At 39.9% G+C, this 25,848-nt stretch carries 20 protein-coding genes and 1 pseudogene; 17 read left to right on the forward strand and 4 right to left on the reverse strand.

All coding sequences use genetic code 11. From position 1 onward, the window contains the following. Positions 1-103: 103 nt before the first annotated feature. Positions 104-1,030: a DMT family transporter gene (locus MLE14_RS10130; protein WP_243298251.1), complete on the forward strand. Its 927-nt coding sequence runs from the start codon at positions 104-106 to the stop codon at positions 1,028-1,030. A gap of 23 nt (positions 1,031-1,053) precedes the next feature. On the opposite strand, the gene MLE14_RS10135 is transcribed toward MLE14_RS10130, so the two are convergent. After that, positions 1,054-1,815, reverse strand: coding sequence for an SDR family NAD(P)-dependent oxidoreductase (locus tag MLE14_RS10135; protein WP_243298252.1), 762 nt, complete (start codon positions 1,813-1,815; stop codon positions 1,054-1,056). Between the two features lie 254 nt (positions 1,816-2,069). Between MLE14_RS10135 and MLE14_RS10140 the strand changes: the two genes are divergently transcribed. From MLE14_RS10140 to MLE14_RS10150, 3 genes and pseudogenes are all read left to right on the forward strand, one after another. Beyond that, the gene (locus MLE14_RS10140; RefSeq protein WP_243298253.1) at positions 2,070-3,884 is read left to right on the forward strand and encodes an alpha/beta hydrolase family protein; all 1,815 of its coding nucleotides are present in this window, start codon (positions 2,070-2,072) and stop codon (positions 3,882-3,884) included. Positions 3,885-4,285: 401 nt separating this feature from the next. Further along, positions 4,286-4,433: pseudogene (locus MLE14_RS10145) on the forward strand (IS1595 family transposase); the annotation flags it as partial. A 186-nt stretch (positions 4,434-4,619) separates the two neighbouring features. Continuing rightward, a complete protein-coding gene (locus MLE14_RS10150) occupies positions 4,620-5,171 on the forward strand; it encodes a dihydrofolate reductase family protein (RefSeq protein WP_243298254.1) in 552 nt (183 codons plus the stop codon). Between the two features lie 504 nt (positions 5,172-5,675). Here MLE14_RS10150 and MLE14_RS10155 read toward each other — a convergent pair. Next, entirely contained in the window at positions 5,676-6,710 is a 1,035-nt protein-coding gene (locus MLE14_RS10155; RefSeq protein ID WP_243298255.1) for a M14 family zinc carboxypeptidase, read from the reverse strand. 577 nt (positions 6,711-7,287) lie between these two features. On the opposite strand from MLE14_RS10155, the gene MLE14_RS10160 reads away from it, so the two are divergent. Together MLE14_RS10160 and MLE14_RS10165 are read left to right on the forward strand one after the other, a co-directional pair. After that, positions 7,288-9,030 carry an ABC transporter ATP-binding protein gene (locus MLE14_RS10160; RefSeq protein WP_243298256.1) on the forward strand — a complete coding sequence of 581 codons (1,743 nt, stop codon included), beginning with the start codon at positions 7,288-7,290 and terminating at the stop codon, positions 9,028-9,030. Then, positions 9,011-10,840, forward strand: a complete 1,830-nt coding sequence (locus MLE14_RS10165) for an ABC transporter ATP-binding protein (RefSeq protein WP_243298257.1) — start codon at positions 9,011-9,013, stop codon at positions 10,838-10,840. The genes MLE14_RS10160 and MLE14_RS10165 overlap by 20 nt, the downstream gene beginning before the upstream one ends. 187 nt (positions 10,841-11,027) lie before the next feature. On the opposite strand, the gene MLE14_RS10170 is transcribed toward MLE14_RS10165, so the two are convergent. After that, a complete protein-coding gene (locus MLE14_RS10170; protein WP_243298258.1) occupies positions 11,028-12,194 on the reverse strand; it encodes an ABC transporter permease in 1,167 nt (388 codons plus the stop codon). After that, positions 12,191-12,934 (reverse strand): ATP-binding cassette domain-containing protein, encoded by a 744-nt coding sequence (locus tag MLE14_RS10175; protein WP_243298259.1) that lies wholly within the window; start codon positions 12,932-12,934, stop codon positions 12,191-12,193. The genes MLE14_RS10170 and MLE14_RS10175 overlap by 4 nt, the downstream gene beginning before the upstream one ends. Positions 12,935-13,092: 158 nt before the next feature. Between MLE14_RS10175 and MLE14_RS10180 the strand changes: the two genes are divergently transcribed. The 11 genes from MLE14_RS10180 to MLE14_RS10225 all read left to right on the forward strand — a co-directional run bounded on the left by MLE14_RS10180 (position 13,093) and on the right by MLE14_RS10225 (position 25,540). Continuing rightward, the gene (locus MLE14_RS10180) at positions 13,093-13,794 is read left to right on the forward strand and encodes a LytR/AlgR family response regulator transcription factor (protein ID WP_243298260.1); all 702 of its coding nucleotides are present in this window, start codon (positions 13,093-13,095) and stop codon (positions 13,792-13,794) included. 32 nt (positions 13,795-13,826) lie between these two features. Then, positions 13,827-14,804 carry a glycerophosphodiester phosphodiesterase family protein gene (locus MLE14_RS10185; RefSeq protein ID WP_243298261.1) on the forward strand — a complete coding sequence of 326 codons (978 nt, stop codon included), beginning with the start codon at positions 13,827-13,829 and terminating at the stop codon, positions 14,802-14,804. 435 nt (positions 14,805-15,239) lie between these two features. Next, positions 15,240-15,908 carry a sensor histidine kinase gene (locus MLE14_RS10190; RefSeq protein ID WP_243298262.1) on the forward strand — a complete coding sequence of 223 codons (669 nt, stop codon included), beginning with the start codon at positions 15,240-15,242 and terminating at the stop codon, positions 15,906-15,908. A 1-nt stretch (position 15,909) separates the two neighbouring features. Next, positions 15,910-16,893, forward strand: a complete 984-nt coding sequence (locus tag MLE14_RS10195; RefSeq protein ID WP_243298263.1) for a Gfo/Idh/MocA family protein — start codon at positions 15,910-15,912, stop codon at positions 16,891-16,893. A gap of 359 nt (positions 16,894-17,252) precedes the next feature. Continuing rightward, positions 17,253-17,408 (forward strand): hypothetical protein, encoded by a 156-nt coding sequence (locus tag MLE14_RS10200; protein ID WP_243298264.1) that lies wholly within the window; start codon positions 17,253-17,255, stop codon positions 17,406-17,408. 184 nt (positions 17,409-17,592) lie between these two features. Beyond that, positions 17,593-18,135, forward strand: coding sequence for an NADPH-dependent FMN reductase (locus MLE14_RS10205; protein WP_243298265.1), 543 nt, complete (start codon positions 17,593-17,595; stop codon positions 18,133-18,135). Between the two features lie 358 nt (positions 18,136-18,493). Continuing rightward, positions 18,494-20,788 (forward strand): helicase C-terminal domain-containing protein, encoded by a 2,295-nt coding sequence (locus MLE14_RS10210; protein ID WP_243298266.1) that lies wholly within the window; start codon positions 18,494-18,496, stop codon positions 20,786-20,788. 64 nt (positions 20,789-20,852) lie between these two features. Further along, a complete protein-coding gene (locus MLE14_RS22455) occupies positions 20,853-20,984 on the forward strand; it encodes an RAxF-45 family protein (protein ID WP_279326263.1) in 132 nt (43 codons plus the stop codon). A gap of 195 nt (positions 20,985-21,179) precedes the next feature. Continuing rightward, positions 21,180-23,069, forward strand: coding sequence for a ribosomal protection-like ABC-F family protein (gene abc-f, locus MLE14_RS10215; protein WP_243298267.1), 1,890 nt, complete (start codon positions 21,180-21,182; stop codon positions 23,067-23,069). A gap of 111 nt (positions 23,070-23,180) precedes the next feature. After that, positions 23,181-24,311 carry a DEAD/DEAH box helicase gene (locus MLE14_RS10220; protein WP_243298268.1) on the forward strand — a complete coding sequence of 377 codons (1,131 nt, stop codon included), beginning with the start codon at positions 23,181-23,183 and terminating at the stop codon, positions 24,309-24,311. A gap of 23 nt (positions 24,312-24,334) precedes the next feature. Further along, positions 24,335-25,540: a DEAD/DEAH box helicase gene (locus MLE14_RS10225; RefSeq protein WP_243298269.1), complete on the forward strand. Its 1,206-nt coding sequence runs from the start codon at positions 24,335-24,337 to the stop codon at positions 25,538-25,540. The last annotated feature ends 308 nt before the right edge of the window (positions 25,541-25,848 follow it).

Consider the following 25,848-nt stretch of genomic DNA (forward strand, 5'->3'; position numbering starts at 1 on the left):
GAAACCTTTTTTAGGTTTCTTCTTTCTGCTTTTAAATTAGCGATTCTGCTGTATAATAGGAGAGTCACAGCTTAAGAGATACTTTCGGGAAAGAGGGAGCAGAGTGAAAAAACCTCATATCTATTTGATGCTGACTGGTGTTATGATGCTCTGGGGATTCAATGTTTCGATTCTGAAAACATTGGTTGAAAATGTAAGTCCTGTTACAATGACATCATTACGGATTTTTAGTGCCAGTATCTGTGTGCTTTTGATTATGTATTTTTTACATATTTTCAGAAAGCCCACAAAGAAAGAGTGGAAGTATATCATTGGGGGGAGCTTGTTAAATGTTGTCGGCCATCATTATTTTTTATCGATCGGGCTAACTGAAACATCCGCGACCAATGGAGCATTGGTTTTAGGAATGGGTCCTCTTTTAACGGCAATTATGACGCTTATTTTTTTACGTCAAAAACCCTCTTTTATCAGATTATCAGGCTTTATTTTAGGAAGTATAGGTGTTTCGATAACGGTTTTGTCAGGAAGTGAAGGCTTAGCTGGCTTATCGATTGGGGATATTCATGTATTTTTATCTATTTTCGTGCAGGCCGGGAGCTTTATTATGATTAGTAAAGCAGCGAAATCAATTGACCCTCGGTTATTAACCGGCTATATGCTCCTTTTTGGATCAATTCTATTATTTATCATCGGCATATGGAGCGAGCCTAGCGGTTTAAGTGAATTCTTCAATATGCCATGGGAGCTCTGGTTTTTATTTTTTATCTCAGCCATCTTTGGTACTGCAGTTGGCCATATGCTCTATAATTATGCAATCGGACAAACTGGACCGGCAGAAGCAGCCATCTTTATTAATCTGAACACATTTTTTGCACTGCTAGGTACTTCATTATTTTTACATGAAAAGATTACTAGCTCGCATTTAATTGGATTAGTATTTATTATCACAGGGGTCATTATGGGCTCAGGTGCTTTAGAAGAAATGAAAAATAAAACCAAATGGAAGAAGAACGTTCCATTGGCTAAATAAAAAAGCGGGATATCCCGCTTTTTTTAATCCATTAGTTGTCCTCCGTTAATTTCGATATGTTCACCACATATATAGCTTGCATAGTCTGATGCCAGGAAAAGGACTGCTCCTGCAATTTCTTCTGGTGTCCCTTCCCTGCCAATTGGAATCCCTTTTACAAACTGATCCCTTACTTTATCTGGCGAGAATTTATCATGGAATGGCGTACTTATTACACCAGGATTTATTCCATTTACGCGGATATGATAAGGAAGCAATTCTTTGGCTAAGCCTTTTGTTAAAGTCATGACAGCTCCTTTAGCAGAGGCGTAATGGATGGCTCCAGGACCGCCTCCATTACGGGCAGCAACAGACGCTGTATTAATAATAACGCCTCCGCCTTGATTTTTCATAATCGGAACAACCTCTTGAGTAGATAAGAAGATGGATTTTACATTTACATTATATACATGGTCCCATACTTCTTCACTCAGTTCTTCAAATGGGCATCGTTCTACCATTGAACCGGCGTTATTAATTAATATATCGACGCGTCCATACACCTCTAAGACCTTAGCATATAATTTTTTTACATCAGAAGCAGACGTAACATCAGCTTTGACAGAAATGGCATCTCCGCCCATCTCTTGTATATCCGAAACCACCTGGTTTGCTTTTTCTTCATTCGTCAAATAATGAACGACTACGCTTGCCCCCGCTGCACCAAAACCTTTTGCTATGGCTGCTCCAATCCCTGTACTTCCCCCTGTAACTAAGGCAACCTTGTCACGAAATGATAGATTCATGAGGATTCCTCTCTTTCGATAATATTTAATCTGTATCACACAAATTTCATTTTACTATGTAAGTCAGAAGAAGTCCCAAAAAAGGAAATAATGGACAAAGAATTAAAGTAAAACTAGTCGATTAAATATATAAAATAGTACCTTTTTCCCTTATTTAACAAAGATGAAATAATTCCTCCAATTCTCGAATTATTTATTGTAGACTATTAATACAGAAATTTTAGAAATATTATTTTGGGGGAAGGGGTAAAGACATGAAGTCAATTGGCATTAAACCATTTTTACATGTACGTACAGCTAGGAATCCTGTCTATAGTCCCGATGGGGAAGTAATCAGTTTTTTAACCGATTATACGGGCCTGCCCCAAGTATGGGATATAAAGAGAGGTGATTCATGGCCATCTCAGGTATCCTTTACTGATGATAGAATCATGTTTGTTGATTATATAGCGAATACTTCGCAACGAATTATCGGAATGGATCAAGGTGTAAATGAGCGACAGCAGCTATATCTTCTATTAAATGATGGGGAATTAAAGCCTTTAACGGATTCACCTGATCATATTCACCATTATGGTGGAAGCTCGCCTAATGGAGAATGGATTGCCTGGTCCAGTAACCGCCGAAATCCATCTTATTTTGATATCTACATCCAAAATATTGAGACCTATGAAACGAGACAAATTTTCACAGAAAATGGTACATACTCTGCACTAAAATGGCATCCGAACGGAGTAACTTTATTAATTCAAAAAACCAATTCCAATTTGGATAATGACCTGGGTCTGCTCGATATTCAAACTGGTTCAGTGACTTGGATTACTCCTCATCAGGATGAGGCCCATTTTTCGTCTCCTCATTTTAGTGCGGATGGTAAAAAGCTTTATGTTTTGTCGAATCGGGGACGGGAATTTACTGGTCTTGGCGTGATAGATTTAATTTCGAAAGATTTTTCCTGGGTCGATCAGCGGAACTGGGACATCGAAGGATTAGTGATGAGCAAGGATAAAATGATGCTGGCTTACACCGTAAATGAAGGCGGCATTTCTAAAGGAATAATCCTCGATCTGGAGCACTACACTTATTCTACGTGGGATACCCCAATGGGAATGATCTCTGATCTGGCTTTTTCCCCAGATCATTCTAAATTAGCTTACGTATTAAATGGCGCTAAATATCCTTCCGATATATGGGAGCTTGACTTACAAACGATGCGGGCAGAAAGAGTTACATTTGTCTCGCATTCAGCAGTGGTCAGCGACCGTTTGATTGAACCAGAGCTGATTCATTATTCATCCTTTGATGACCTAGAAGTTCCTGCCTTTTATTATCTTCCGAAAAATAATGGAGGAAGCTGTAAGATTCCGGTGGTTGTATTTGTTCATGGCGGGCCAGAGAGTCAAATCCGTCCTGTCTATAATCCGTTTCTGCAATATTTTCTGAGTCGCGGTTATGCGGTCTGTACACCGAATGTCCGGGGAAGTACCGGTTATGGAAAGACCTATAGTCATTTAGATGATGTTCGAAAACGGATGGATTCGGTTAAAGATTTGGCCTATCTTGTTGAATGGTTAAAGGAGGAAGGCAATGCCGATCCCGAACAGATTGCGATTATGGGGCGCAGTTATGGCGGCTTTATGGTGCTTGCAGCCATTACTCATTTTCCGAGATTTTGGTCTGCAGCGATTGACATTGTTGGAATTTCAAGTTTCCGGACCTTTCTGCAAAATACAAGTCCATGGCGACGCAAGTTAAGAGAAGCTGAATATGGGAGCATCGAGAAAGACGGCGACTTTTTTGATGAAATTGACCCGCTTCATCGAATTGATGCGATTCAATGTCCCCTGCTCGTTCTTCATGGTGCCAATGATCCGCGTGTGCCAATCGAAGAGGCTGAACAAATTGTTGAAAAACTAAAGCAAAGAAGTCACCCTGTAGAATATATCCGCTTTGAAGATGAAGGTCATTTCTTTGTGAAATTGAAAAATAACATCACCGCCTATACGGCTGTAGCTGATTTTCTGGATAAGTATATGGGGGCAAAACACACCAATGGCCATTCAGATTAAAATCGGGAATGCTCTTCGAAAGAGGTAATTGTTTCCAAGCTGTACAGCTAGAACTACCCTAGCGGGGATAGTCTAAAAGCAACCTAGTTATGCCATCTCAAACGGACGATAGTTGTACTAGCAGGTACCATCTAGAATCATCTTTTACATCAAGAAAAGCTGGGACCCTTTATATAGGTATGAAGTAACCTATACTGCTGGAGCAACAGTCCGATTATAAATGAAATAATGCAAGCCTCCGATTAGGGGTCCTTCCAACATTTTAACGAAATTAAGATAAGCTCTGAATCGCCGGTTTGGCGGTTTTTTCTTATTCTAAGCTGTAAAGGTACGATCAGCGGACAAGCCAAGTAATAAAATTCTATTAAATATAGTAGACTGACTAGTTTAAAAAGCCGTTTGAAAAATGGATGGACCGCTTTAATGGTGTTGCGACCAAATATTTGCAACATTATTTGGCTTGGTTCCGTTACATAGATAGCAAGGAATATGAGAATACAACGGCGAATAAGAAGAATATGTTGGTTAAATCGTGCCTGTTTACTGTGACTGACACGAACATCAAACTTCGGCTTTCTGCTTATTCTTGTTAAGCTAACGGGAAGAATTGTTTAATCACCATCCTCCGTTTAACTAAAGTTGTATTCGGTAGGGCTTGGACCTTGCACCTTAGCAATCTATAAGAAACCGGGCCTAGTGTTCATTGATAAAATATACACAGAAAGGGGGGTGAATATGGGACGTTTAATCCTGCAGATGAATGTGACACTGGACGGTTGCTGTGACCACACGCAGGTGATTGCGGATGAGGAGCTCCACCAGTATACGGTGGACCTGATGGACCAGTCCGATGGTCTTCTTTTTGGACGTAAAATCTACCAGCTGATGGAAAGTGCCTGGCCAGCCATTGCCAGCAGCGGCGATGGACCTCAATTCATGGTCGACTTCGCACACAAGCTCGATCGGAAACCCAAGTACGTCTTCTCGCGGAAGCTGGATCACGTGTCGTGGCAGAATTCTTTCTTGTTGAAGGGGCCTGTTTCCGAGGAGGTGCCACAACTTATGGCAGAAGGGAAGAACCTAGTCGTTAACGGCGGTCCCGGCCTCGGTTCCACCCTGGCACAACTAGGCTTGGTGGATGAGTATCACTTCCTGGTACAGCCAATCGTTGCCGGACGTGGCCCCCAATTATTGGGGGGAGTTCGTGATCGACTGAATCTGAAGCTGAGCGGGACCAAATCCTTCGGCTCCGGCGTCGTGCTGCTCCGATATACGCCCGTTCGTTGACTGCTTGGCTGATCACTGTAGCTTGGCACTGCCAGACGAATATGTACGAGCACAAGATGAAGCCGGCAAACATTTGTCGGCTGCTTCGTTTATATCACGAGGAGCATCTCTGTTCCCAACCTGGTAGGGTAAGATATAGTTAATGTCGCGAGAGACAGATCTTTCCTCCGCTGAACCGCCTGTTATGACAAACTGCCTGAGGTGGAGCAGGAGGTCAATACGATGAGCGAAGGAAACGGACAACCCTACATCAGTTTGTTAAGCTAACGGGAAACGAAAGCTCAATAAACCGCCTTTTTATCTAGGCGGTTTTCTTATCGTTAAAAATCAACATTAGAATTTAACATAGCCTTTTTAAAAGATAAGAAGGGATAATTATAACAAAATGATTTTTGCGGGGTTTGGATAAAATGGTCCAAAGAAAAAAGCAAAAAAATAGACTCTGGTTCCCCAGAGTCAATACTTTCAACGAAAGCTTAATCCTGCTTTTCAAACTACTTAATTTTAATAGCTGTAATGCTGTTCAGGCAGATTATCATAGAAGGTTGGGTCTGCGGTCAAGATAGAGCCATCTGTGATTGCCTTTGCAGTTGAATCCATTGCAATGACCGCCTGTTTGATAAGGTAACCATTTGATTTTTGGCCTAAAACATAAGGCTCATAAGAATGGTCAGCCATTCCCCGCATTTCAAACAGAATCACTGGAATATTGTACTGAAGCGCTATTGCGTTTGATGCAACGGCAGTATTGGTGGTTGGTGCGTCATACTTGAGAACGAAAGCCCATCCCTTCGAATTCACGCTTTCAACAACGACAGAGGCAAGTTGTTTGGACTTTTCTAGAACTTCAGGGTCAACATTAGGGTGGTAAGGAGCGAGAACGGAAGCTGACGTCAGTTTTCCAAAATAGTCCTCCTGTGTTCCTTGATGATGCATATCAATCATGTAATCAATTTTATATTTTTGCAGCACGTTATCATGCAACGCTTGAGTCTCAGGGGCTGCTTTGTTTACATGGTCGCGGTTCAAATCGATTCTGTCCGCGTTATAGCGGGTAAGATGGCGGCCGCTCCCCATATAATTATCTAGCGAGAAGTTGACATCTCCCATCGCTCCATCCGCATTCAGCATAGGTACAATAAGGATATTCACGTTCTTTAGCATGTCTTTGATTGGTTTGCTGTCGGAACCCAAGTACTGGATATAATCGAGTGCTCCTTCAGTCGTCAGGGCTTCATTCCCATGCTGCTGGGTTAAAAACAGAATAGTAGGGTTTTCCGGATTCGTTATGTATTTGACTAGAAAGAGATCTCTTCCTTTCACGGTCTGCCCAATGACTTCCAATTCCATATGATTTTGTTTTTCATCTTCTTTCTTTAGAAAATCTGCCATCTGGTCATATGTTGTCAACATAGCGGTCTGTACAGTTTCCTTACCATTGACATCAGGTCCTTCCCCGACCGCCAATGCTGGGGACAGAGCAAAGCCGGAGCTTGCCAGGACCGCAGAAAGCGATAGCGCAACAATCTTTTTATTCATACTGCATCCTCCTATATTTTGAATAATAAAGCTATTATAAATTGAAATATTTTAATTTTCTAATTATAGTTGTGTTTATTAGGAAAAATGAATCGATAGACTAATAAGAGATGACGTTGATAGGTCATATGGAGGATGCCAAACTTTAAATAAATGTAACTTTTTTTGATTTGTATGGTCGATTATTGAAGATAAAGACAAACAGGAGGGGCGATTGGATTTCCTTCAACGTACTAGAATCTTTTATAAACTTCTGCGTAGGAAAGGGTATCCCACCTCCCCTTGAAAGGAGATAGATTGACAATATTAAAGAGCATAGCAAATTATTCGGAATGAGGAAAAAATGCAGGAGATACATACTTCCTGCATTTTCCATTTTCATTTAAGTATCTGATCCTAATAAAATGGGCAACTGAAAATAACAGCTAAATTTCAAAAATAGTTAAAATTTTGACCGGAAAGCGGTATGATGGAGTATATAAAAATATTTAGATGTCCGAAGTATTTTTTTACATGTGCTTTTTAAAGCGGTTTTTCAACCTGGCTTATTCATAAGGTGATAGTTTGGAGGATTCATATGCTTAAAGTATTATCGCTTCTTAAAGGTTACCGAATCCCAATGGGAATCGCCTGGTTTTTTATGCTGACCGAGCTCGCTGTAGAGCTGATTGCCCCCTTACTGATGGCCAAAATTATTGATGAGGGGATTTTACAGGGGGATCTCTCCGTTGTCTTAATTTGGGGAGGCATCATGGTTGGGATGGCACTCATTGCATTTCTTTCCGGAATCATCAATTCCTTTTTTGCAGCCCATGTCGGGCAAAGTTTTGGTTATGATGTGCGGAAAAAATTATACGAAAAAGTTCAGTCCTTCTCGTTTTCGAACTTTAACCGCTTCCCGACATCCTCCTTAATCACGAGGATGACGAATGACGTAACACAAATTCAAAATACCGTATTTATGAGTTTGCGGATTATGCTGCGTGCACCCTTGATAGTGATTGGCGGTGCTATTATGGCACTAGTGGTCAATCTGAAATTGGCAATCATTTTCTTAATCACCATTCCTCTGATTATTGGCTTTTTATTATGGGTCATGAAAAAGGCAGGAATCCTTTTTCGAATCGTTCAGGAAAAACTGGATTCTGTCAATAATGTGATGCGTGAAAATTTAATGGCAATGAGATTAATTAAAGCCTTTTTACGCTGGAATCATGAGGTCAGCCGATTTACCAAAGCGAATCAAAATCTAATGGACCAGACCATTTCCTCGTTAAGGTTAATTGAGAGTACTCAGCCGATCTTGTTATTAATCATGAATTTAGGCGTGCTCGGAATCCTATGGTTCGGTAATGTAGAAGTTGCTGCAGGGGGGGCTGAGGTTGGTGAAGTCGTAGCGATTATCAATTACGCTACTAAAATTACAACTGCTATCTCCATGTTTTCCTTTATCATCATGGCTTTTTCAAGAGCAAAAGCTTCTTCGCTGAGGATTGCAGAAGTTTTTGATACAGAAATCGATTTAGAAGATACAGAACAAATGGATGTCACCAACAAAGTTCACTATGGAAAAGTAGAGTTTCGTGCAGTCTCGTTTCAATATCCAGGTACTGGAACGGAAGTCCTGCGAAACTTTTCCTTTACTGTTAATCCGGGTGAATCGGTAGCGATTCTGGGAGCAACAGGGTCAGGAAAGACATCCTTGTTCCAGCTGATTCCGCGGCTTTATGATGTAACTCAGGGCAGGATTCTGATTGATGACCAGGAAATCCAATCTATTAAACTGGACTTCTTGCGAAAAGAGATCGGCTATGTTCCTCAAGAGGCGTTATTATTTACGGGATCGGTAAAAGAAAATATTGCATGGGGAAAAGAAGACGCAACGATGGATGAAATCATAGAAGCGGCAAAACATGCCCAGATTCATGACACGATCTTAAAGCTGCCAAAGCAGTACGAAACCAGGATTGGTCAAAAGGGTGTAAATCTGTCGGGAGGGCAAAAGCAGCGTATTTCAATAGCAAGAGCTTTAGTAAGAAAACCAAAAATTTTACTGCTTGACGACAGTACAAGTGCGCTTGATTTAAAAACGGAAGCAAGGCTGTTAGAAGCACTGCGGCAATATTCCTGTACAACCTTTATCATTACCCAAAAGATTAGTACAGCGATGGAAGCTGATAAAATCTTACTTTTAGAAGACGGAGAATTGCTGATTGAGGGAAGTCATCAAACTCTATTAAAACAATCTCCTTTATATCAGAAAATCTACCAATCTCAATTTGGAGAGGAGTCATTAACAAATGCTCAAGCGATTCATTGAACCTTTCCAATATAAGAAAATCCCGCTCGAGAAACTGGATGTTCTGCCTGGGAAACAGCGGCCGAAAGCCAAAAACTGGTTCGGCACGTTAAAACGAATTTGGACCTATTTAGCCAAGAGTAAGAGTCTTCTTTTCCTTGTCCTACTAATGGTGCTGATTAGCTCTGGATTAGCCTTGCTAGGACCGTATTTAGTCGGGGTAGCGGTTGATAAATTCATTGTCACAAGAGACTCAAGCGGTTTGGTAAAGCTTCTCGGAGGGCTGCTCGCAGTTTATATCTTGCATTCAGTATCGGTTTGGTTTCAAAACTTTTGGATGATCGGGATTGCACAGAATACCGTGTTTACGATGCGAAACCAGCTATTTCGACATTTTCATAAATTGCCGATTCCGTTTTTTGATAAAAGACAGCATGGGGAATTGATGAGCCGGATTACGAATGATATTGAAAATGTTAGCTCGACTTTAAACACATCGGTGATTCAAATTTTTTCAAGTGTACTGACTCTTGCCGGGACGGTAACGGTGATGCTTTGGCTTAGCCCGCTTCTTACGTTAGTCACATTAATCATTGTTCCGATGATGTTTTATGGAATGAGGTGGATCACCAATCGGACAGGAAAACTCTTTAAAGAACAGCAGAGGAATCTAGGTGAATTAAACGGGTTTATCGAAGAAACTATTTCCGGTCAGCGCATTATTAAAAGTTTTTCCCAGGAAGATCGAGTCATAGCTGAGTTTTTAGAAAAAGCGGAACGATTAAAAGGATCCGGGTTTTGGGCTCAGACATTTTCGGGCTTTATCCCAAAGCTTATGAATATGTTAAATAATCTGAGCTTTGCGATTATTGCATTGGTTGGAGGGATTCTGGCTTTAAAGGGGGTCGTTTCAATCGGGGTTATCGTCATTTTTACCGAATATTCACGGCAATTTACAAGACCGCTCAACGATTTAGCCAACCAATTTAATACACTTTTATCCGCGATTGCAGGGGCGGAGCGGGTATTTGATATTTTAGATGAAGACGAGGAAGTAAAGGATGAGCCGGGTGCAATCAGCCTGTCAGATGTGAAAGGCGAGGTAGATTTTGAACATGTTACGTTTGCCTATGAGCAAGACAGTCAGACCGTCAATGATATTTGTTTCCATGTCTCTCCAGGGCAAACGGTCGCGCTGGTTGGCCCTACCGGAGCTGGAAAAACAACGATTATTAATCTTCTATCGCGGTTTTATGAGGTTGAACAGGGGCGAATTTTAATCGATGGATATGATATCAGGGATATAAAAAGAGAGAGCCTGCGCCGAAACATGGGCTTTGTCCTCCAGGATTCATTCCTATTCCAAGGAACCATTCTAGAAAATATCCGCTATGGAAGATTAGATGCGACTGATGAGGAGGTTATAGAGGCTGCAAAACTTGCTAATGCTCACTCCTTTATTATGAAGCTGCCAGGGCAATATCACATGGTTCTAACACAAGATGGCGGCGGAATCAGTCAGGGGCAAAGACAATTGCTTTCGATTGCAAGAGCGATTCTCGCCAATCCTAAGATTTTAATCTTAGATGAGGCGACTAGCAGTATCGATACCATTACGGAAATGAAAATTCAAGAAGCGCTGCAGCGTTTAATGAAGGGCCGAACCAGCTTTGTCATTGCTCACCGGCTCAATACTGTTCAGCAGGCCGATCAGATTCTGGTTTTAGAAGACGGCAAAATAATAGAAAAAGGATCGCATCAATCACTGCTAAAGCAAAGAGGCTTTTATCATGACCTCTATTATAGTCAGCTGCAGAAGGAAGTTATTTAATAATAAAAAAGTGGAGATATGGATGGAATATCCAATCTCCACTTTTCTTAAGAAGATAAGAAAGTATAATTTCTGAACTTAGCTAACTGTTTAGCTCAAGCAGCCTAGCCCCTCGAATTACTAGCCATCCCAGGCCCGCCCTGCAGGGTATGTCTTAAGCTTGTCGGGGCAGAGCAATGCGCTTTTCTTATTTCCCAAGTACCCATTTGCTTTTCCGGAACATCGTATAGGCGATGCCAAAACTCAGGGCTATAAAGAAAACTGAGCTCACTATGACGTATAGAATACTTTGGAAATCATAAATTCCATAGATTAGTTGTTTGATGAGAGCAAAAATGTTCATAAATGGAATCAAGAAATGCATATCAGTTAACTCATTTGGTGATTGACTGATTAAGAGAAAGTAAGGCACCATTGCCAATGATGAAAGTGGCGCCATGTAGTTCTGCCCTTCTTTCATCGTATTTGCTATTAAACTGAAAATGATGAGCAGACTGGCAACTAATACAGCAAACAGGATCAGTCCTACGCCTAAACTGGTTACAAAGAAGGATAAGTTCTCATGGATATTCATTGCTTCATATAATTTTTCCGTAAAATACATGACACCTATAACAAAAGTGAGAAGCGAGAATATGCCGCTGATGACACCTAAGCTTGAAATGGCAAGCCATTTCCCCACGATGATATGCAAGCGGTTTACCGGGGTCATAAGAAGGGCTTCCATTGTTTTTCTTTCTTTTTCTCCTGCAAATAGATCATTGGCGATCGACATTTCACCCATTATTACACTTAGCACAAGAATCAGCTGAGCAAAAATGGTAATCATGTACAAGGACATTTCATTGTCTTCACCACTAGTCGTTTCTTGAGTAATGGTAAAAGGCTGAAGCAAGCTTGGGTCTACATCCTGATCTGCCAATGAATCGATAATCACTTGCTGCTTCTTTGATTCTAAATGACTGTTAATGGTATCAGCTGCTGTACTTGCTTTTTGGCTGGCTGGATCAAAGAACATCGTAATGCTGGGATTTTCATGATTGACTAGCTTATCCGAAAAAGAAACATCTGTTTGAATCGCAACCTGTGCTTCTCCATTCTCGACCAGGACATTAGGTTCTTCGTTTACCACAATGTCAATGTTATCAATCTCCTCAAGCCAATCTATAAGCTGGGGATCTGTGTTTTCCTGAACAGCAACTTCGTAAGTATCTACTTTTTCCGCTAAAAAGACTCGGTCGAAAAACAATACAAGAGCCAGGTTAAATAGGACTGGAATTAAGACTGTTAAAAGGATCGTTTTGCGGTCACGCAAAGCGTCCAGCATTTCTTTTTTATAAATATACCAACTCATGATCGAGTCCCCCTTACTAAGCGAGACATAAAGATGTAGTTTAAGTCTTCACTTTCTTCTTCCTGATACAGCTGTTTAAGGGAACCGTTAAAAACTAATTCCCCTTTATGAATCATAACAATCGATTCACAGAGGGCGGTGACTTCCTCCATGATATGACTTGAGAAAATAATGGTTTTTCCTTCCCTTTTCAGCTGCCGAATAACTTCGCGAAAAAGGTTCGCGGCAGTGATATCTAAACCAGTCGTCGGTTCATCTAATAAAATGATATCGGGATCATGAAGCAACGTCCGGGCAATCATCACCTTTTGTCTCATCCCCTTTGAAAATCCTTCTACCTTCCGATCTAAGATCTCCTTGATTCCAAAGCGAGTCGCCAGCTCTTCTATTCTGTTTTTCGCTTCATGATTGCTTAATTTATAGAGCTTAGCAAAATACATAAGGTTTTCCTGAGCCGTCAGGCGGTCATATAGCCCGGTTTCGCTGCCAAATAAAACACCGATTCTTGCCTTCACTTTCATTGGTTCCGCATGAATATTTATCCCATCCATTAAAATCGAACCGCTCGAAGGCTCTAAAATCGTTGAAATCATACGAAGCAAAGTGGTTTTGCCAGCTCCGTTTTCTCCAAGCAAACCAATGACTTCGCCTTTTTTCACAGAAAATGTTACATGCTGAACAGCAGCAATCGTTTTTTTTCTATCCTTAAAAATCCTAGAAACATCTTTTATTTCAATCATCGATTTTGTGGCTCCTTCGTTTGTTTTTACACATGTATTGTACTGTTTTTTACCTTTGTTGCCTGTAAAGATGTCGTTAAATGTCCTTTTGTCGTCGTGAAAATGGCTTTTTTATGTTGTAAACATGTTAAAATATATAAAATGGAGTGTGGATGAAAATGGTAAAGGTAGGATTAGTAGATGATTCCATTTACGATTTGGAAAAATTGAATATAAGCTTATCCAGTGAAGAGGACATTTCCATTGTGTTTTCTACGAGTGATTCAGAGGAAGCCTACCAAAATATTAAAAAAGGGCAAATTGATTTACTTATTACAGATATTGAGATGCCTAAACTATCCGGGTATGAGCTGGCAGATCTTATAAATAGCTATGCCCTAGATATTGATGTGATTTTTGTAACAGGCTTTAGCGGGTATGCAGTTCACGCGTTTGAGTTAAACGTGTTGGACTATATAATGAAACCTTATTCGAAGGAAAGGCTGCTAAAAGGAATCCGGCGCCGGGTTCAAAAAAATAAATTAGCCAGCGATACGAAGAAGCTTGTCATCAAAACAAAAACAGATATTCATTTCATTGATAAAAAAGATATTATTTTTATAGAAAGAACAGGCAGATCCACAACCATTGTTACAGTTGACGATGAATATACCGTTTATACACCGTTAGCTGAGCTGGAGGAGGAGCTTTCAAAAAAGAATTTTGTCCGGTCGCACCGAGGCTTTATTATTAACATTCACTTTGTAAAAAATTTTTCTTTGTATACAAAAAAATCGTATTTGGTTAGCTTCCAAAACACAAAACGAACAGCTATGGTAACGAGGGCAAATCTTGAACGAATCCAAAAAGAGTATTTTTAATTTTACTCTGTTGAAGTGAATCGGGAGGAAAGATGACGAGATTAAAGAAAAATATAAAAAGGCTTTTAATGTTTTTAATGATTTTAGCAGCTTTTATTTATTTAAACAACACATCATTATTCATTAAGGATCATGGAAGGGAACCTTTGTTGCTGGCCCATCGGGGAATGGCACAAACTTTTTCTATGGAAGGAATTGAATGGGATACATGTACAGCTGAACGGATTTATGAACCTGAACATCCCTATCTTGAAAATACAATTCCGTCTATACGAGCAGCTTTTGAGGCAGGAGCAGATATAGTGGAATTTGATATAAAAAGAACGAAAGATGATCAATTTGCTGTATTTCATGACGCAACACTCGAATGCCGCACTAATGCAGCAGGGGAACCATCCGAATATACAATGGATGAATTAAAACAATTGGACATTGGATATGGGTATACGGCAGACGGCGGTAAGACTTTTCCGTTTCGTGGAAAAGGAATTGGCTTAATGCCATCTATGACAGAAGTATTATCGCAATTTCCAAAACATGAGTTACTGATTCATATAAAAAGCAATTCTCATGAAGATGGTGAACTGCTCGTTCGCTTTCTGGAAGAATTACCGCGGGAGCAATTAAAGCTGATTACTGTTTACGGTGACAATGAGCCCATTCAGATTGTAAAAGAAAAGCTGCCTGAACTTCGAGTCATGTCGTTAGATACAATGAAAAGCTGCCTGCTTCCCTACATAGCAGTGGGGTGGACAGGGTATGTACCATCGGCATGTGAAAATACACAGTTGCATATCCCGGAAAAGTACGCCCCCTATTTATGGGGATTCCCAAACAAGTTTTTAAAGAGAATGGAAGAGGCCCATACACGGGTTATATTGGTTGCTGGTGATGGAGACTGGTCAGAAGGGTTTGATCGAGAGGAGGACCTGGATCGTCTGCCTAAAAATTATAATGGGGGTATTTGGACGAATCGGATTGATATTATTTCACCCATTATAAAGAAATAAAAAGCGGAATAGTCAACTCAGCTGTAGAGCGGTTATTTAAAAAGATTTAACATGTTTGTATTAAAAATATATTAGAACATTTGATATAGCCGGACTAAAAAGGAGATTGCTTGTGCAATTAAGCATACCAAATCTTTTGCCTATCATTTTTCACTTTTGCTTAGCTCTTAGTTTTTTAGTTAAAAATATCGATTTTTTGAATAGTGCCATCGTGATTTTGGGGACAGTTTGCTTTTTCCTATTTTTTCTTAAAAATAGACCAGTGCGATTCCTTTCTTCTAACTATCAATACCTCACCAAGTGGTTTTATCTGATACAAGGTATATTTGTGCTGACTGTCTTTTATGTGGAATCTACATGGGTCTCCGTTCTCTGCTGGTGCGGATTATTTTTTTAGAAATAATCAGACGTAATATAGGGGGCAGATTTTTTCATTTGGAGGATTCCATTGAAAAGTTAGAAAAAGAACGGGATCAATATAATCATGCTTTTCGGGAAATACGAGCCCAGCGTCATGATTTTTTAAAGCATGTCAGTGTAACGCAGCATTTATTGGAGGAGCAGAAAGTAGAGGATGCCCTCCGCTATTTTAATGAATTAATTGGAGAATATAAACAGGTAAACGCTTCGATTAAAGGGGAGGATGGCCATATTGCGGCGATTCTATTTCAGTATCAAAAGCTGTGTAACGATTCCGGGATACCATTCACCTGCGACTTTGAAGTACCTTTATCTTCTTTACCTATGAAGAAAACCGACCAAAGCAAATTGATTAGTAATCTCCTTGAGAATAGTTTTGAAGCTGCTGATGAATACAGGAAACAAAAAGGTGTCGCACGGATTGAAATGAGGTCAGGCTTATATGGAGGTATTTTTATTTTAGAATTAAAAAACAGCACTCTGCCGCTGCCAAACGAGCTGTCAGACCATTTGTTTCATGAGTTTGAATACAGTACAAAGACTGGTCACCACGAAGGGCTGGGAACCTTTATTATTGCGTCTTTGGTTAAACAGTATCATGGTGATTTATCATATAAATATATGGGAAACGAGCTTTCTGTTAAAATCAAACTGCCTATCATAACAAACAGAGAGGAGCACTAAGATGAACTATGGTGTGATCGGTACAAGTGATATTACAATCCGTTTTATTGAGTCGGCTCAGGAGACAACGGATTTCAATTTAACGAGTGTTTATTCAAGATCCTATGACAAAGCAAAACAATTCGCAGACAGATTTAATGCTCCAGCCGTTTATACGGATTTAAATGAAATGGCCAACAGTGATCAAGTTGATATAGTATATATTGCTTCCCCTAATTCCTTGCACTTTGAACAAGTGAAGCTTTTCTTGCGGCATAAAAAGCATGTTATTTGCGAGAAACCCATCTTCTCAAATCTCTATGAATGGCAGGCTGCTTTTCAGTTAGCGGATGAAAACGGTGTATTTTTATTCGAAGCAGCCCGCAATATTCACGCTCCTAATTTTAAACGGTTGAAAGAGAATGTGCATAGGATCGGGAAAATCCGGAGTGCCGTGCTTTCATATATGAAATATTCGTCAAGATATGATCTGGTACTTAAGGGAGAAGAACCGACTATTTTTTCGCTAAAGTTTTCGGGGGGAGCTTTGGTCGATTTGGGTGTGTATCCGATTTTTGCTGCGGTATCTTTATTTGGAGTGCCAAAGAAAGTGACATATTTTCCGGTGATTATTGCGACTGGTGTAGATGGGAGCGGGACGCTGATACTGGAATACGACGGTTTTGTCTGCACGATTCTTTGCTCGAAAATTGTGAATGCGGATCTCCCTTGCGAAATCCACGGCGAGGCAGGAACCATTGCTTTTAATCATATTGCTCCGCCTACTAAGATAGAGTATAAGGATCGATTAACCGGGGGGACAGAAGAGCTGGCAATACCACAAAAAGAATTGGATATGGTTTATGAGATCGAGGCTTTTAAAGAGATTATCGAGAATCAAGACCGTGAAAGGTATGAAGAGCTAGGAAGAATTAGCGAGGCCGTCTTGAGAATTACGGAAGAAGCACGCAGACAAAATGGGATTGTGTTCGGGGTTGAACGTTAGTCGCATCTAGTAATCATCTGATTAGTCTGTTCTCAGTTCGGAAAAACGATTGTAAGTTCGGTAAAGGTTTTGCTAAGTTCTGTAAAATGATTCTGAATCCGGTTTAGTCGGTGACGGGTTCGGTAAAAACGTTGTGAGTTCGCTTAACCAAATTCCGAGTACGGTTAAATAGGTTCTAAGTTCTGTAAAACAGAGGTGAGTTCTGTAAAACCTCACTAAGTTCAGTAAAACCAAAAGAAAATAAATATTTATTTTGTATTTCCGCCTCCCAAACCAGAATTTCATTAGAATAATATCATTTCTTGTCTGGGACAATAGGTAGTAGTAATCGAACTATTACATAAATGGAGGTACCTGCGATGTCCAAACAAGGGATGCAAAATAAAGATCAAAAGCGCCAGCAGCTGAAAGGCCAGGAAGGTAAAAATGATATAGAATTTGGTACGGATATGCAAGTAGGCAACAGCCAAAATCAAAGCCAAAAGAAAAGCGGACGTCAAAAAAATAAAAAATAAGTGTAACAGGAGGGTGGTTATCCATCCTCCTTATTTGTTGTTAACTCGGTTCAGGAAAGGAAAATAATAAAATCGGTTCTAGTAAAAAAGATTCAATTATAGACATTGTGAGCAAAATGAATAAAAAATTGAATCTCTTTTTGTAAAAATGAATGTGCATTTAAATTTTCAGGAGGTTTTCAGTATGAAAATTGCAGCAATGGTAGGCAGTAACCGAAAGGAATCCTACAATAAGAGACTGGCGCGATACATGCAAAACCGATACGCAGATAAAATGGAAATTGAGATTCTTCCAATCGACCAGCTCCCTATGTACAATCAGGATGATGAAATGGATCCTCCTGCAATTGTAAAAGATTTGAGAGAGCAGATTTTAAATAGTGATGGTCTGTTATTTGTTACACCGGAATATAACCATTCTGTTCCAGCCCTTTTAAAAAATGCAATTGACTGGTTTTCCAGAGTGGAAAAAGTAATGGTGAAAAAACCGGCCATGATTGTTGGGGCTTCTGGAGGCATTCTTGGAACAGCCCGTGCGCAAATGCATCTCCGTCAAATTTTAAACTCTCCTGGAGTATCGGCATTAACCCTTCCAGGCAATGAAGTATTGATTGGCACAGTCCAAGAAAAGATAGACGAGTCAGGGAATTTGATTCATGAACCGACTGTCCAATTTCTGGATCAGGTAGTGACGAACTTCATGGACTGGGCAGAAAAAATAAAATAAGAATAGAAATGATAAAAAGAGATTCGTCGATAAAAAGCCAGAAGTCGTTGATAAAAGGTTGCTTCGTTGATAAAGAGCCGAAATTCGTTGATAATAGAGAAAATTCGTTGATAATAGAGAAAATTCGTTGATAAACAGGAAGTAATCGTTGATAAAGTGCCAGAAGTCGTTGATAAAGGTACCAAATTCATTGATAAAACATCGATTCTCTGAAAAGAAGCGAAAATCCGTTGATAAAAGGATGAAATTCATAGAAATAGCAGTAAATTCGTTGGACCTCACTTTTGCAGGGTGGGGTATTTCTTTTGCCCAAAAACAGGTAAGATAGAGGTATCTAAACGTGAATTAGGTGAATCTCGTGACAAATATAGTACGGATTTCTGTTAGAGGGCTAGTTGAATATGTATACCGAAGCGGGAGTATTGATTCTCGCTTTCGTTCCGTGACTCCTCTCCAAGAAGGGACTAAAATTCATCAGGCGGTCCAGAGTTCTTACAAAGAGTCGGATGAAAAAGAAGTTCCCCTAGCTTGTGAGATCTTATTTGAGGGACTTGTTTTCAAAATTGAAGGGAGATGCGATGGTGTCATTCACGAAGAGAATGGTTTGATGATTGATGAAATTAAGTCAACCTCAAGGCCGCTTGCTGAAATAACTGAAGAATCGTACTTAGTTTATTGGGCCCAAGCGAAATTTTACGCCTATATTCTAGCCAAGGAAAAGAACCTGGAAACGATAAAAATTCGACTCACCTATGTTCAAACGGAGTCGAAGGAAATAAAACAATTTGTTGCAGAAAGCACTTTTAAGGAATTAGAGGCATTTGTGTATGATACAGTCCAGCAATATGTGCCTTTTGCCTCTCTGTTAAAAGATCATGCAGAAAAAAGAACGGAAAGTGCGAAAAAACTGGCCTTTCCTTTTCCATCCTACCGCAGCGGTCAAAGGGATTTTGCAGGAGCCGTTTATAAAAGTATCTTGGCGGAAAAGAAATTATTTGCGATGGCTCCGACCGGTACGGGAAAGACAATTTCAACGACATTTCCCGCCGTTAAAGCTCTAGGGGAAGGACTAATCGACCGTTTCTTTTATGTTACAGCGAAAACGATTACGAGAACTGCTGCTGAAGATGCCTTGTATCTAATGAAAGAAAAAGGGCTTCAATGTAAAGCGGTGACAATCACTGCGAAGGACAAGGTTTGTTTTCAGGATGAAACGATTTGTTCAAAAGACCATTGTGAATTTGCAGACGGCTATTATGACCGAATTAATGTTGCGATTTTAGATATTTTTGCAAATGAAACAATGATGAATCGTGAAGTTATGGCCGTGTATGCACGGAAGCATCGAGTTTGCCCCTTTGAATTTTCGATTGATCTTGCCTACATCGCCGATGCAATCATTTGCGACTACAATTACTTGTATGACCCTCAAGTTTCTTTGAAGCGGTTTTTTGATGAACAAAAAAGAAAATCGGCCGTTCTCGTTGATGAAGCTCATAATCTGGTTGACCGTGCACGGGAGATGTTCTCGGCTCAATTGTTAAAATCCGATTTTCTCCAATTAAAACGAGATTATAAAGGGAAAAATTCGTACCTCTTTGAAAGTGCAAAAGCCATTAATGAGTACTTTCTGCAGTTAAAGAAACAATGCGGAAATCAGCCTTATTTAGTAGAACGAGTACTCCAGGAGGAATTAATTATTTTACTCGATACTTTTGTGGCGGAGGCGGAGAGGGAACTTCTGGAGGAGTCAACCTCACTTTTATTAGATACATATTTTCTGGCACAAGCATTCCTGAAGACAGCTAAGCTTTTTGATGAACGCTACGTAACATTTGCAGAAATTGAAAAAAGTGAAGTACGGGTCAAGTTATACTGTCTCGACCCTTCTTATCTCTTGGGACAAGCTGCCAAACATTATCGTTCGACAATCTATTTTTCGGCGACTTTTATGCCGATTTCTTTTTATAAAGACATGCTCGGTGGAGAGAAAGCAGATTATATGTTATCGATACCTTCCCCTTTTCTCCGTGAACATTTAGAACTGTATATTCAGCCTGTCTCAACCCGCTATCACGATCGGGAGCGCTCAAAAAAGATAATTGTCAGAACGATCCGTGAAGTTGTACGAAAACGAAGAGGTAACTATCTCATCTTTTTTCCGTCTTATAAATATATGACCGATGTCTATGAGGAATGCATTCTCGAGGATTGGGAAGGTGTCAGAACAATCGTTCAGAGTCAGACGATGTCTGAAACTGAACGAGAAGAGTTTCTCGCTTCCTTTGAAACCGGTCAAGATGATTCTCTTGTTGGGTTCGCAGTTTTGGGAGGGATTTTTTCCGAGGGCATAGATCTAAAAGGAGACAGGCTCACAGGAGTTATCGTTGTGGGAGTCGGACTTCCGCAAATAGGAGTGGATCGAGACTTAATCAAGGACTATTACAATCAAAAAGGAAAGAACGGTTATGATTACGCCTATGTGTTTCCGGGGATGAACAAGGTTCTGCAGGCTGGAGGAAGGCTGATACGAACAGAAGAGGATCAAGGAATATTAGTGCTCATCGAAGATCGGTTCTTAACCGATAAGTATCAGCGGTTACTCCCTTATGAATGGCAGCATTTTAAGGTCCTAGATGAATCAGGCTTGTAATTCATAATGGAAAATTTTATAATAAAAGCATATTTTATGTTCGGTAAAGGAGGTGGATGAAGAGATGAATCGTTTTGTTGTTGGACGCTCACAAATTCTTAGTTTTCTGAGTATTTGCTGTGCGATTTTGCATGCTGCAGCTGCCAACGGGATACGTATGCCCATTTTTAGCAACTGCATAACAACAAAACAATAAGAATCTCTTTATCCATCTAAAATTGATATGACTAAAAGGAGAGCTTATTTGAGCTCTCTTTTTGTTTATACTTTAGGGAAAAATAAAATGTTTACAACGATGTATATTCGATGTAGAAATGATCTCTCTAAAAGCCATGGGTAAGGTGTTCTTGCCTATGGCCTTTTTTAAATTCGTCCAAAGGAGTTAAAAACCATGATTATTTGTGCGGCACATGAAGTAAGTAAAATGTTCGGCGGTACCAAAATATTTGAACATTTATCGTTTGAAATCCATGACAATGACAGAGTTGGCTTAGTCGGCAGAAATGGAAGCGGAAAAACTACGATTTTTAAGCTGCTTGCCGGGATTGAAGCACCTGATTCTGGTCAGATTCATATTAAAAAAGACTGTAAGGTGGGCTATCTAGAACAAATTCCATCCTACTCAAATGAAGTAACAGTTTGCGAAGTCTTATCTTCAGCTTTTTCTAAATTGAAAAAAATGGAGAACGAAATGCGGGATATAGAAACAAGAATGGCTACAGAGCAGGATCAATCCCGCCTGATTCGATTGATTAAAGAATATGGATCGATTCAGGATCAATTTACTTATTTGGGCGGTTATGAGATAGAAGCCAACATTCAAAAGGTTGTAAATGGTTTAAAGATAAACGACCTCCTTGATAGTACATTTGAAACTTTGAGCGGCGGGGAAAAGACAAAAGTTGGTTTGGGTCTAATCCTGCTTCAGAATCCTGATCTATTACTGCTCGATGAACCTACGAATCATTTGGATATTGGTGCGGTCGAATGGCTGGAAGAGTATTTAAAAGAGTACAAAGGAACGGTTGTAGTGATTTCCCATGACCGATATTTTCTCGATCAGGTGGTGGCGAAAATTTTAGATTTAGAAGATGGCGAACTCGTGATGTATCACCAAAATTACTCAGGTTTCCTTAAAGAAAAGGAAGAAAAGCTTCTGCTTGAGTTTCAGGCTTATCAGGAACAGCAAAAGAAAATTAAGAAAATGAAAGAGACGATTAAACGATTACGGGAGTGGGCAAACCAGGCTAATCCGCCTAATGCAGGTCTTCATAAAAGAGCCAGCAGTATGGAAAAGGCTTTAGAAAGAATGGAAAAATTGAAAAGACCCGTCCTCGAAACGAAAAAAATGGATCTTCGATTCGAACAGAACCAACGAAGCGGTAATGATGTAATGGTTATGAAAGATGTCTCCAAATCGTTTAATGGGATAGAGCTCTTTAGCGGAATTAATATGAATCTTAAATTCCAGGATCGTGCTGTCATTGTTGGTGAAAATGGAACTGGTAAGTCTACAATTTTAAAACTGCTTTTAAAAGAATTAACAGCTGATCATGGTGAGATTAAAATGGGGAGTAATGTAAAAATAGGCTATTTATCACAGACTTTCCATGTGAAAGATCCAGATCAAACTATCATTGGAGCTTTTAGGGATGAGGTTAGGGTAACCGAGGGTGAAGCTAGACATATTTTAGCTAGGTTCTTATTTTACGGACCTGCCGTTTTTCAAAAAATTAAAGGTTTAAGCGGCGGAGAGAAAATGAGACTGCGGCTTGCTCAGCTGATGTACCAGGATATTAACTTTCTAATCCTCGACGAACCGACCAACCATCTTGATATTGATTCAAGAGAAGTGCTGGAGGACGCTTTGGAAAGGTTTAATGGGACCATTTTAGCCGTATCCCATGATCGCTATTTTATTGATAAGCTTTTTTCCAAAACGTATTGGTTAACAAACCAAACTTTGTATGCATTCCCTGGCCATTATTCTTGGGCAAGGAAAAAACTGAAAGAGATACTTCCGGAAAAGAAGAGTCAAGGGATAACCATAAAAAATCCATATGTTCAGAAAAAGGAGCCTGTTACAAAGAATAAAGCACCTCAAATAGAACTGGAAATTGAAGAAATCGAGGAAAAACTCAAAACGATTCAGGGGCAAATGGTGCATGAACAAGAACTGAAGGTTTTGCAAGAACTAATGGAAAAACAGCAGAAGCTCGATAACAAACGGGATCAATTGTACAAGGAATTAGAAATCGCTTTAGATCAGGAATCTGTTTAATACAAATAAAAAAATATCATTATCATAGCAAAACATGCCATAATAAGAAATGACTAGAAAGGGTGGGTGGAATCCCATCCTTTTGTATGACTTATGAAAGAGGAGTAAAACATGAATTCATCAATCATAGAGCAGTTAAAGCCATTTATCAAGGAAAACTGGAGCAAAAAGGGATTTGCAAATCCGACTCCAATACAGGAGAAGGCAATCCCGCTTATCCTTGAGAAAAAAGACGTGATCGCCCAGTCTCCAACCGGAACAGGAAAAACATTGGCTTATTTGCTTCCAGTTATAGAAAAAGTTGATCCAGGGCTGCCTCATGTACAAGCAGTAATCCTGGCATCATCCCACGAGTTAGTCATGCAAATTTTTCAAGAAATTCAGGAATGGTCTGGAGGAAGTGAAATAAAGGCTGCGTCTTTTATTGGCGGCGGGAATATTAAACGGCAAATCGAAAAGCTAAAAAAACGTCCCCACATCATTGCGGGCACACCTGGACGTCTGCTGGAGCTCATAAAGCAAAAGAAAATAAAAATGCATGAAGTCAAAATGATTGTAATCGATGAAGGAGATCAATTATTGGTTCCGGAACATCTGCAAACGGTAAAAGGGATTGTAGATTCTGCTTTGCGGGATAGACAGGTACTGTTATTTTCAGCAACGTTAACCGAAAAAACAGAAGAACTTGCGAAACAATGGATGAGTCATCCTGAAGTGATAAAGGTTGACGAAATGCCTTCTCTGAATCAAGACGTTGAGCATATCTATTTTGTTTGTGAGGAGAGGGATAAGGTTGAATTAATCGGTAAACTGATGAGAACAGAACCAGAAAAAGTATTGGCGTTTTCTAATGACATAGGACAGTTGAATGTTCTGGCATCAAAATTATCTTACGAAGGTTTGACCCCTAGTATTTTACATAGCGAAACGAAAAAGCAGGATAGAGAAAATGCGATTAAAAGCATCCGTTCGGGAAAAAGCAATCTTCTTTTAGCAACCGATGTGGCAGCGAGAGGTCTTGATATTAAAGGTCTAACCCATGTACTGCATCTTGATTTAAGCAGGGATCTCAACCAGTACGTGCACAGATCCGGTAGGACAGGAAGGCTGGGTTCTCATGGGGGCACTGTTGTATCCTTTGTTTCTCCCAGGGAAGAACGGGAACTAAAGAAGATGGCCAGAGAATTGGGAATCGAACTTCATAAAAAGATATTTTATAAAGGTGAAATAGCGGATGCGTAAAATAATGTTTAGGTGGTCTTAGGATGGAAGATTTTTATAATCTGCATATTAGTGATACAAGGATTGGACGGCTTAAAATGAAAGGCATCACATCTCCTACTCTGATTCAGGAAAAAGCGATTCCTGCAATTTTGGAAGGGAAGGATGTAATCGGACGCGCCCAGACGGGAACCGGGAAAACTCTGGCCTTTGTATTGCCGATATTAGAGAAAATAGATGTAACAAAAACGGGACCTCAAGCTCTAATTCTGACCCCAACAAGGGAGCTGGCGCTTCAAATAACAAATGATATTAAAAGTGTTCTCAGTGAGGAAGAGGGAATTCGTGTCCTTCCGATATATGGAGGCCAAGATGTGGAGCAGCAACTACGTAAGTTAAAAGGAAATATTCAAGTGATTGTGGCAACTCCAGGGAGACTGCTCGACCATCTGCGCAGAGAAACAGTTCAGCTTTCAAAGCTTTCAACCCTTGTCTTAGATGAAGCCGATCAAATGCTGCATATTGGTTTTCTTCCTGAGGTGGAACAAATTATAAAAGAAATACCATCGACAAGGCAAACGCTATTGTTTTCTGCGACAGTTCCTGATCAAGTCCGAAGTCTGGCCAAAAAATATTTAACGAATCCGGTTGATATTAGGGTGAAAAATCCAGAGGTAACGGTTAAGGAAATCGACCAGAGTGTCATCCTAACAACAGATAGGTTAAAGCAACAGCATCTTTTTCAAACCTTAATAGAAGAGTCCCCTTTTCTTGCCATGGTCTTCTGTCGAACTAAGCGTCGGGTCAGTAAACTGAATGAAGCGCTTCAGCAAAACGGATTCAATGCAGATGAATTGCACGGCGACCTTTCTCAAGCCAAGAGAGAACGAGTCATGAAACGATTCCGGGACGCCGAAATCCAATACTTAGTCGCAACTGATGTAGCGGCAAGGGGACTGGATGTAAGTGGAGTCACGCACGTTTTCAATTACGACATTCCAGAAGATGTTGAAAGCTATATCCACCGTATCGGCCGAACCGGCAGAGCAGGTGAAAAGGGTAAGGCTGTCACCTTTGTTGCGCCAAAAGACGAGCAAATGCTTGGGAAAATTGAAAAAGGCATGGGGCAATCGATTGATAAGAAAAATGTAAGGCCGAAGCGGGAAATAAAATCGCCTCAAAAACCGTATGATAGACTGGAAGTGAAGAGAAATTCGGTTCGTAACAAGGGTAAAAAGAAGCGCAGATAAGTGTTGGATTGATTTAATGGTGGAAGCAAAAAAAAATAGGTATTCGTATTATCGTGTGGAAAGCATAAATTAGATTTCTGTTAAACGAATGGGGAGGGTAGTAAAATAGTTCTCTAAAATAGGTTAAATTGTTCTTATAATATTTTACTATAGTTTAAGCAATTTTGATGGATTGGAATAGGGTATTCTTTATCCTTGGGAGGTAGATTACATCCATACAAGATGTACTACAAGGCGGTTAACTACTCTGGTCAACCGCCTTGTAAATATTTCTTTCATCTTTTTAAATATTAAATAATCAAAGTTTT

This window comes from Bacillus litorisediminis, assembly GCF_022808645.1.
Lineage (GTDB): Bacteria > Bacillota > Bacilli > Bacillales > JC228 > Bacillus_BF > Bacillus_BF litorisediminis.

Bases quoted from the DNA above. Each gene is read 5' to 3' on its own strand.
- MLE14_RS10195 (WP_243298263.1), top strand. From the start codon at position 15,910: ATGAACTATGGTGTGATCGGTACAAGTGATATTACAATCCGTTTTATT.
- MLE14_RS10185 (WP_243298261.1), top strand. From the start codon at position 13,827: ATGACGAGATTAAAGAAAAATATAAAAAGGCTTTTAATGTTTTTAATG.
- MLE14_RS10160 (WP_243298256.1), top strand. From the start codon at position 7,288: ATGCTTAAAGTATTATCGCTTCTTAAAGGTTACCGAATCCCAATGGGA.
- MLE14_RS10140 (WP_243298253.1), top strand. From the start codon at position 2,070: ATGAAGTCAATTGGCATTAAACCATTTTTACATGTACGTACAGCTAGG.
- MLE14_RS10175 (WP_243298259.1), bottom strand. From the start codon at position 12,934: ATGATTGAAATAAAAGATGTTTCTAGGATTTTTAAGGATAGAAAAAAA.
- MLE14_RS10150 (WP_243298254.1), top strand. From the start codon at position 4,620: ATGGGACGTTTAATCCTGCAGATGAATGTGACACTGGACGGTTGCTGT.
- MLE14_RS22455 (WP_279326263.1), top strand. From the start codon at position 20,853: ATGAATCGTTTTGTTGTTGGACGCTCACAAATTCTTAGTTTTCTGAGT.
- MLE14_RS10135 (WP_243298252.1), bottom strand. From the start codon at position 1,815: ATGAATCTATCATTTCGTGACAAGGTTGCCTTAGTTACAGGGGGAAGT.
- MLE14_RS10180 (WP_243298260.1), top strand. From the start codon at position 13,093: ATGGTAAAGGTAGGATTAGTAGATGATTCCATTTACGATTTGGAAAAA.
- MLE14_RS10225 (WP_243298269.1), top strand. From the start codon at position 24,335: ATGGAAGATTTTTATAATCTGCATATTAGTGATACAAGGATTGGACGG.
- MLE14_RS10220 (WP_243298268.1), top strand. From the start codon at position 23,181: ATGAATTCATCAATCATAGAGCAGTTAAAGCCATTTATCAAGGAAAAC.
- MLE14_RS10155 (WP_243298255.1), bottom strand. From the start codon at position 6,710: ATGAATAAAAAGATTGTTGCGCTATCGCTTTCTGCGGTCCTGGCAAGC.
- MLE14_RS10165 (WP_243298257.1), top strand. From the start codon at position 9,011: ATGCTCAAGCGATTCATTGAACCTTTCCAATATAAGAAAATCCCGCTC.
- MLE14_RS10170 (WP_243298258.1), bottom strand. From the start codon at position 12,194: ATGAGTTGGTATATTTATAAAAAAGAAATGCTGGACGCTTTGCGTGAC.
- abc-f (WP_243298267.1), top strand. From the start codon at position 21,180: ATGATTATTTGTGCGGCACATGAAGTAAGTAAAATGTTCGGCGGTACC.
- MLE14_RS10200 (WP_243298264.1), top strand. From the start codon at position 17,253: ATGTCCAAACAAGGGATGCAAAATAAAGATCAAAAGCGCCAGCAGCTG.
- MLE14_RS10205 (WP_243298265.1), top strand. From the start codon at position 17,593: ATGAAAATTGCAGCAATGGTAGGCAGTAACCGAAAGGAATCCTACAAT.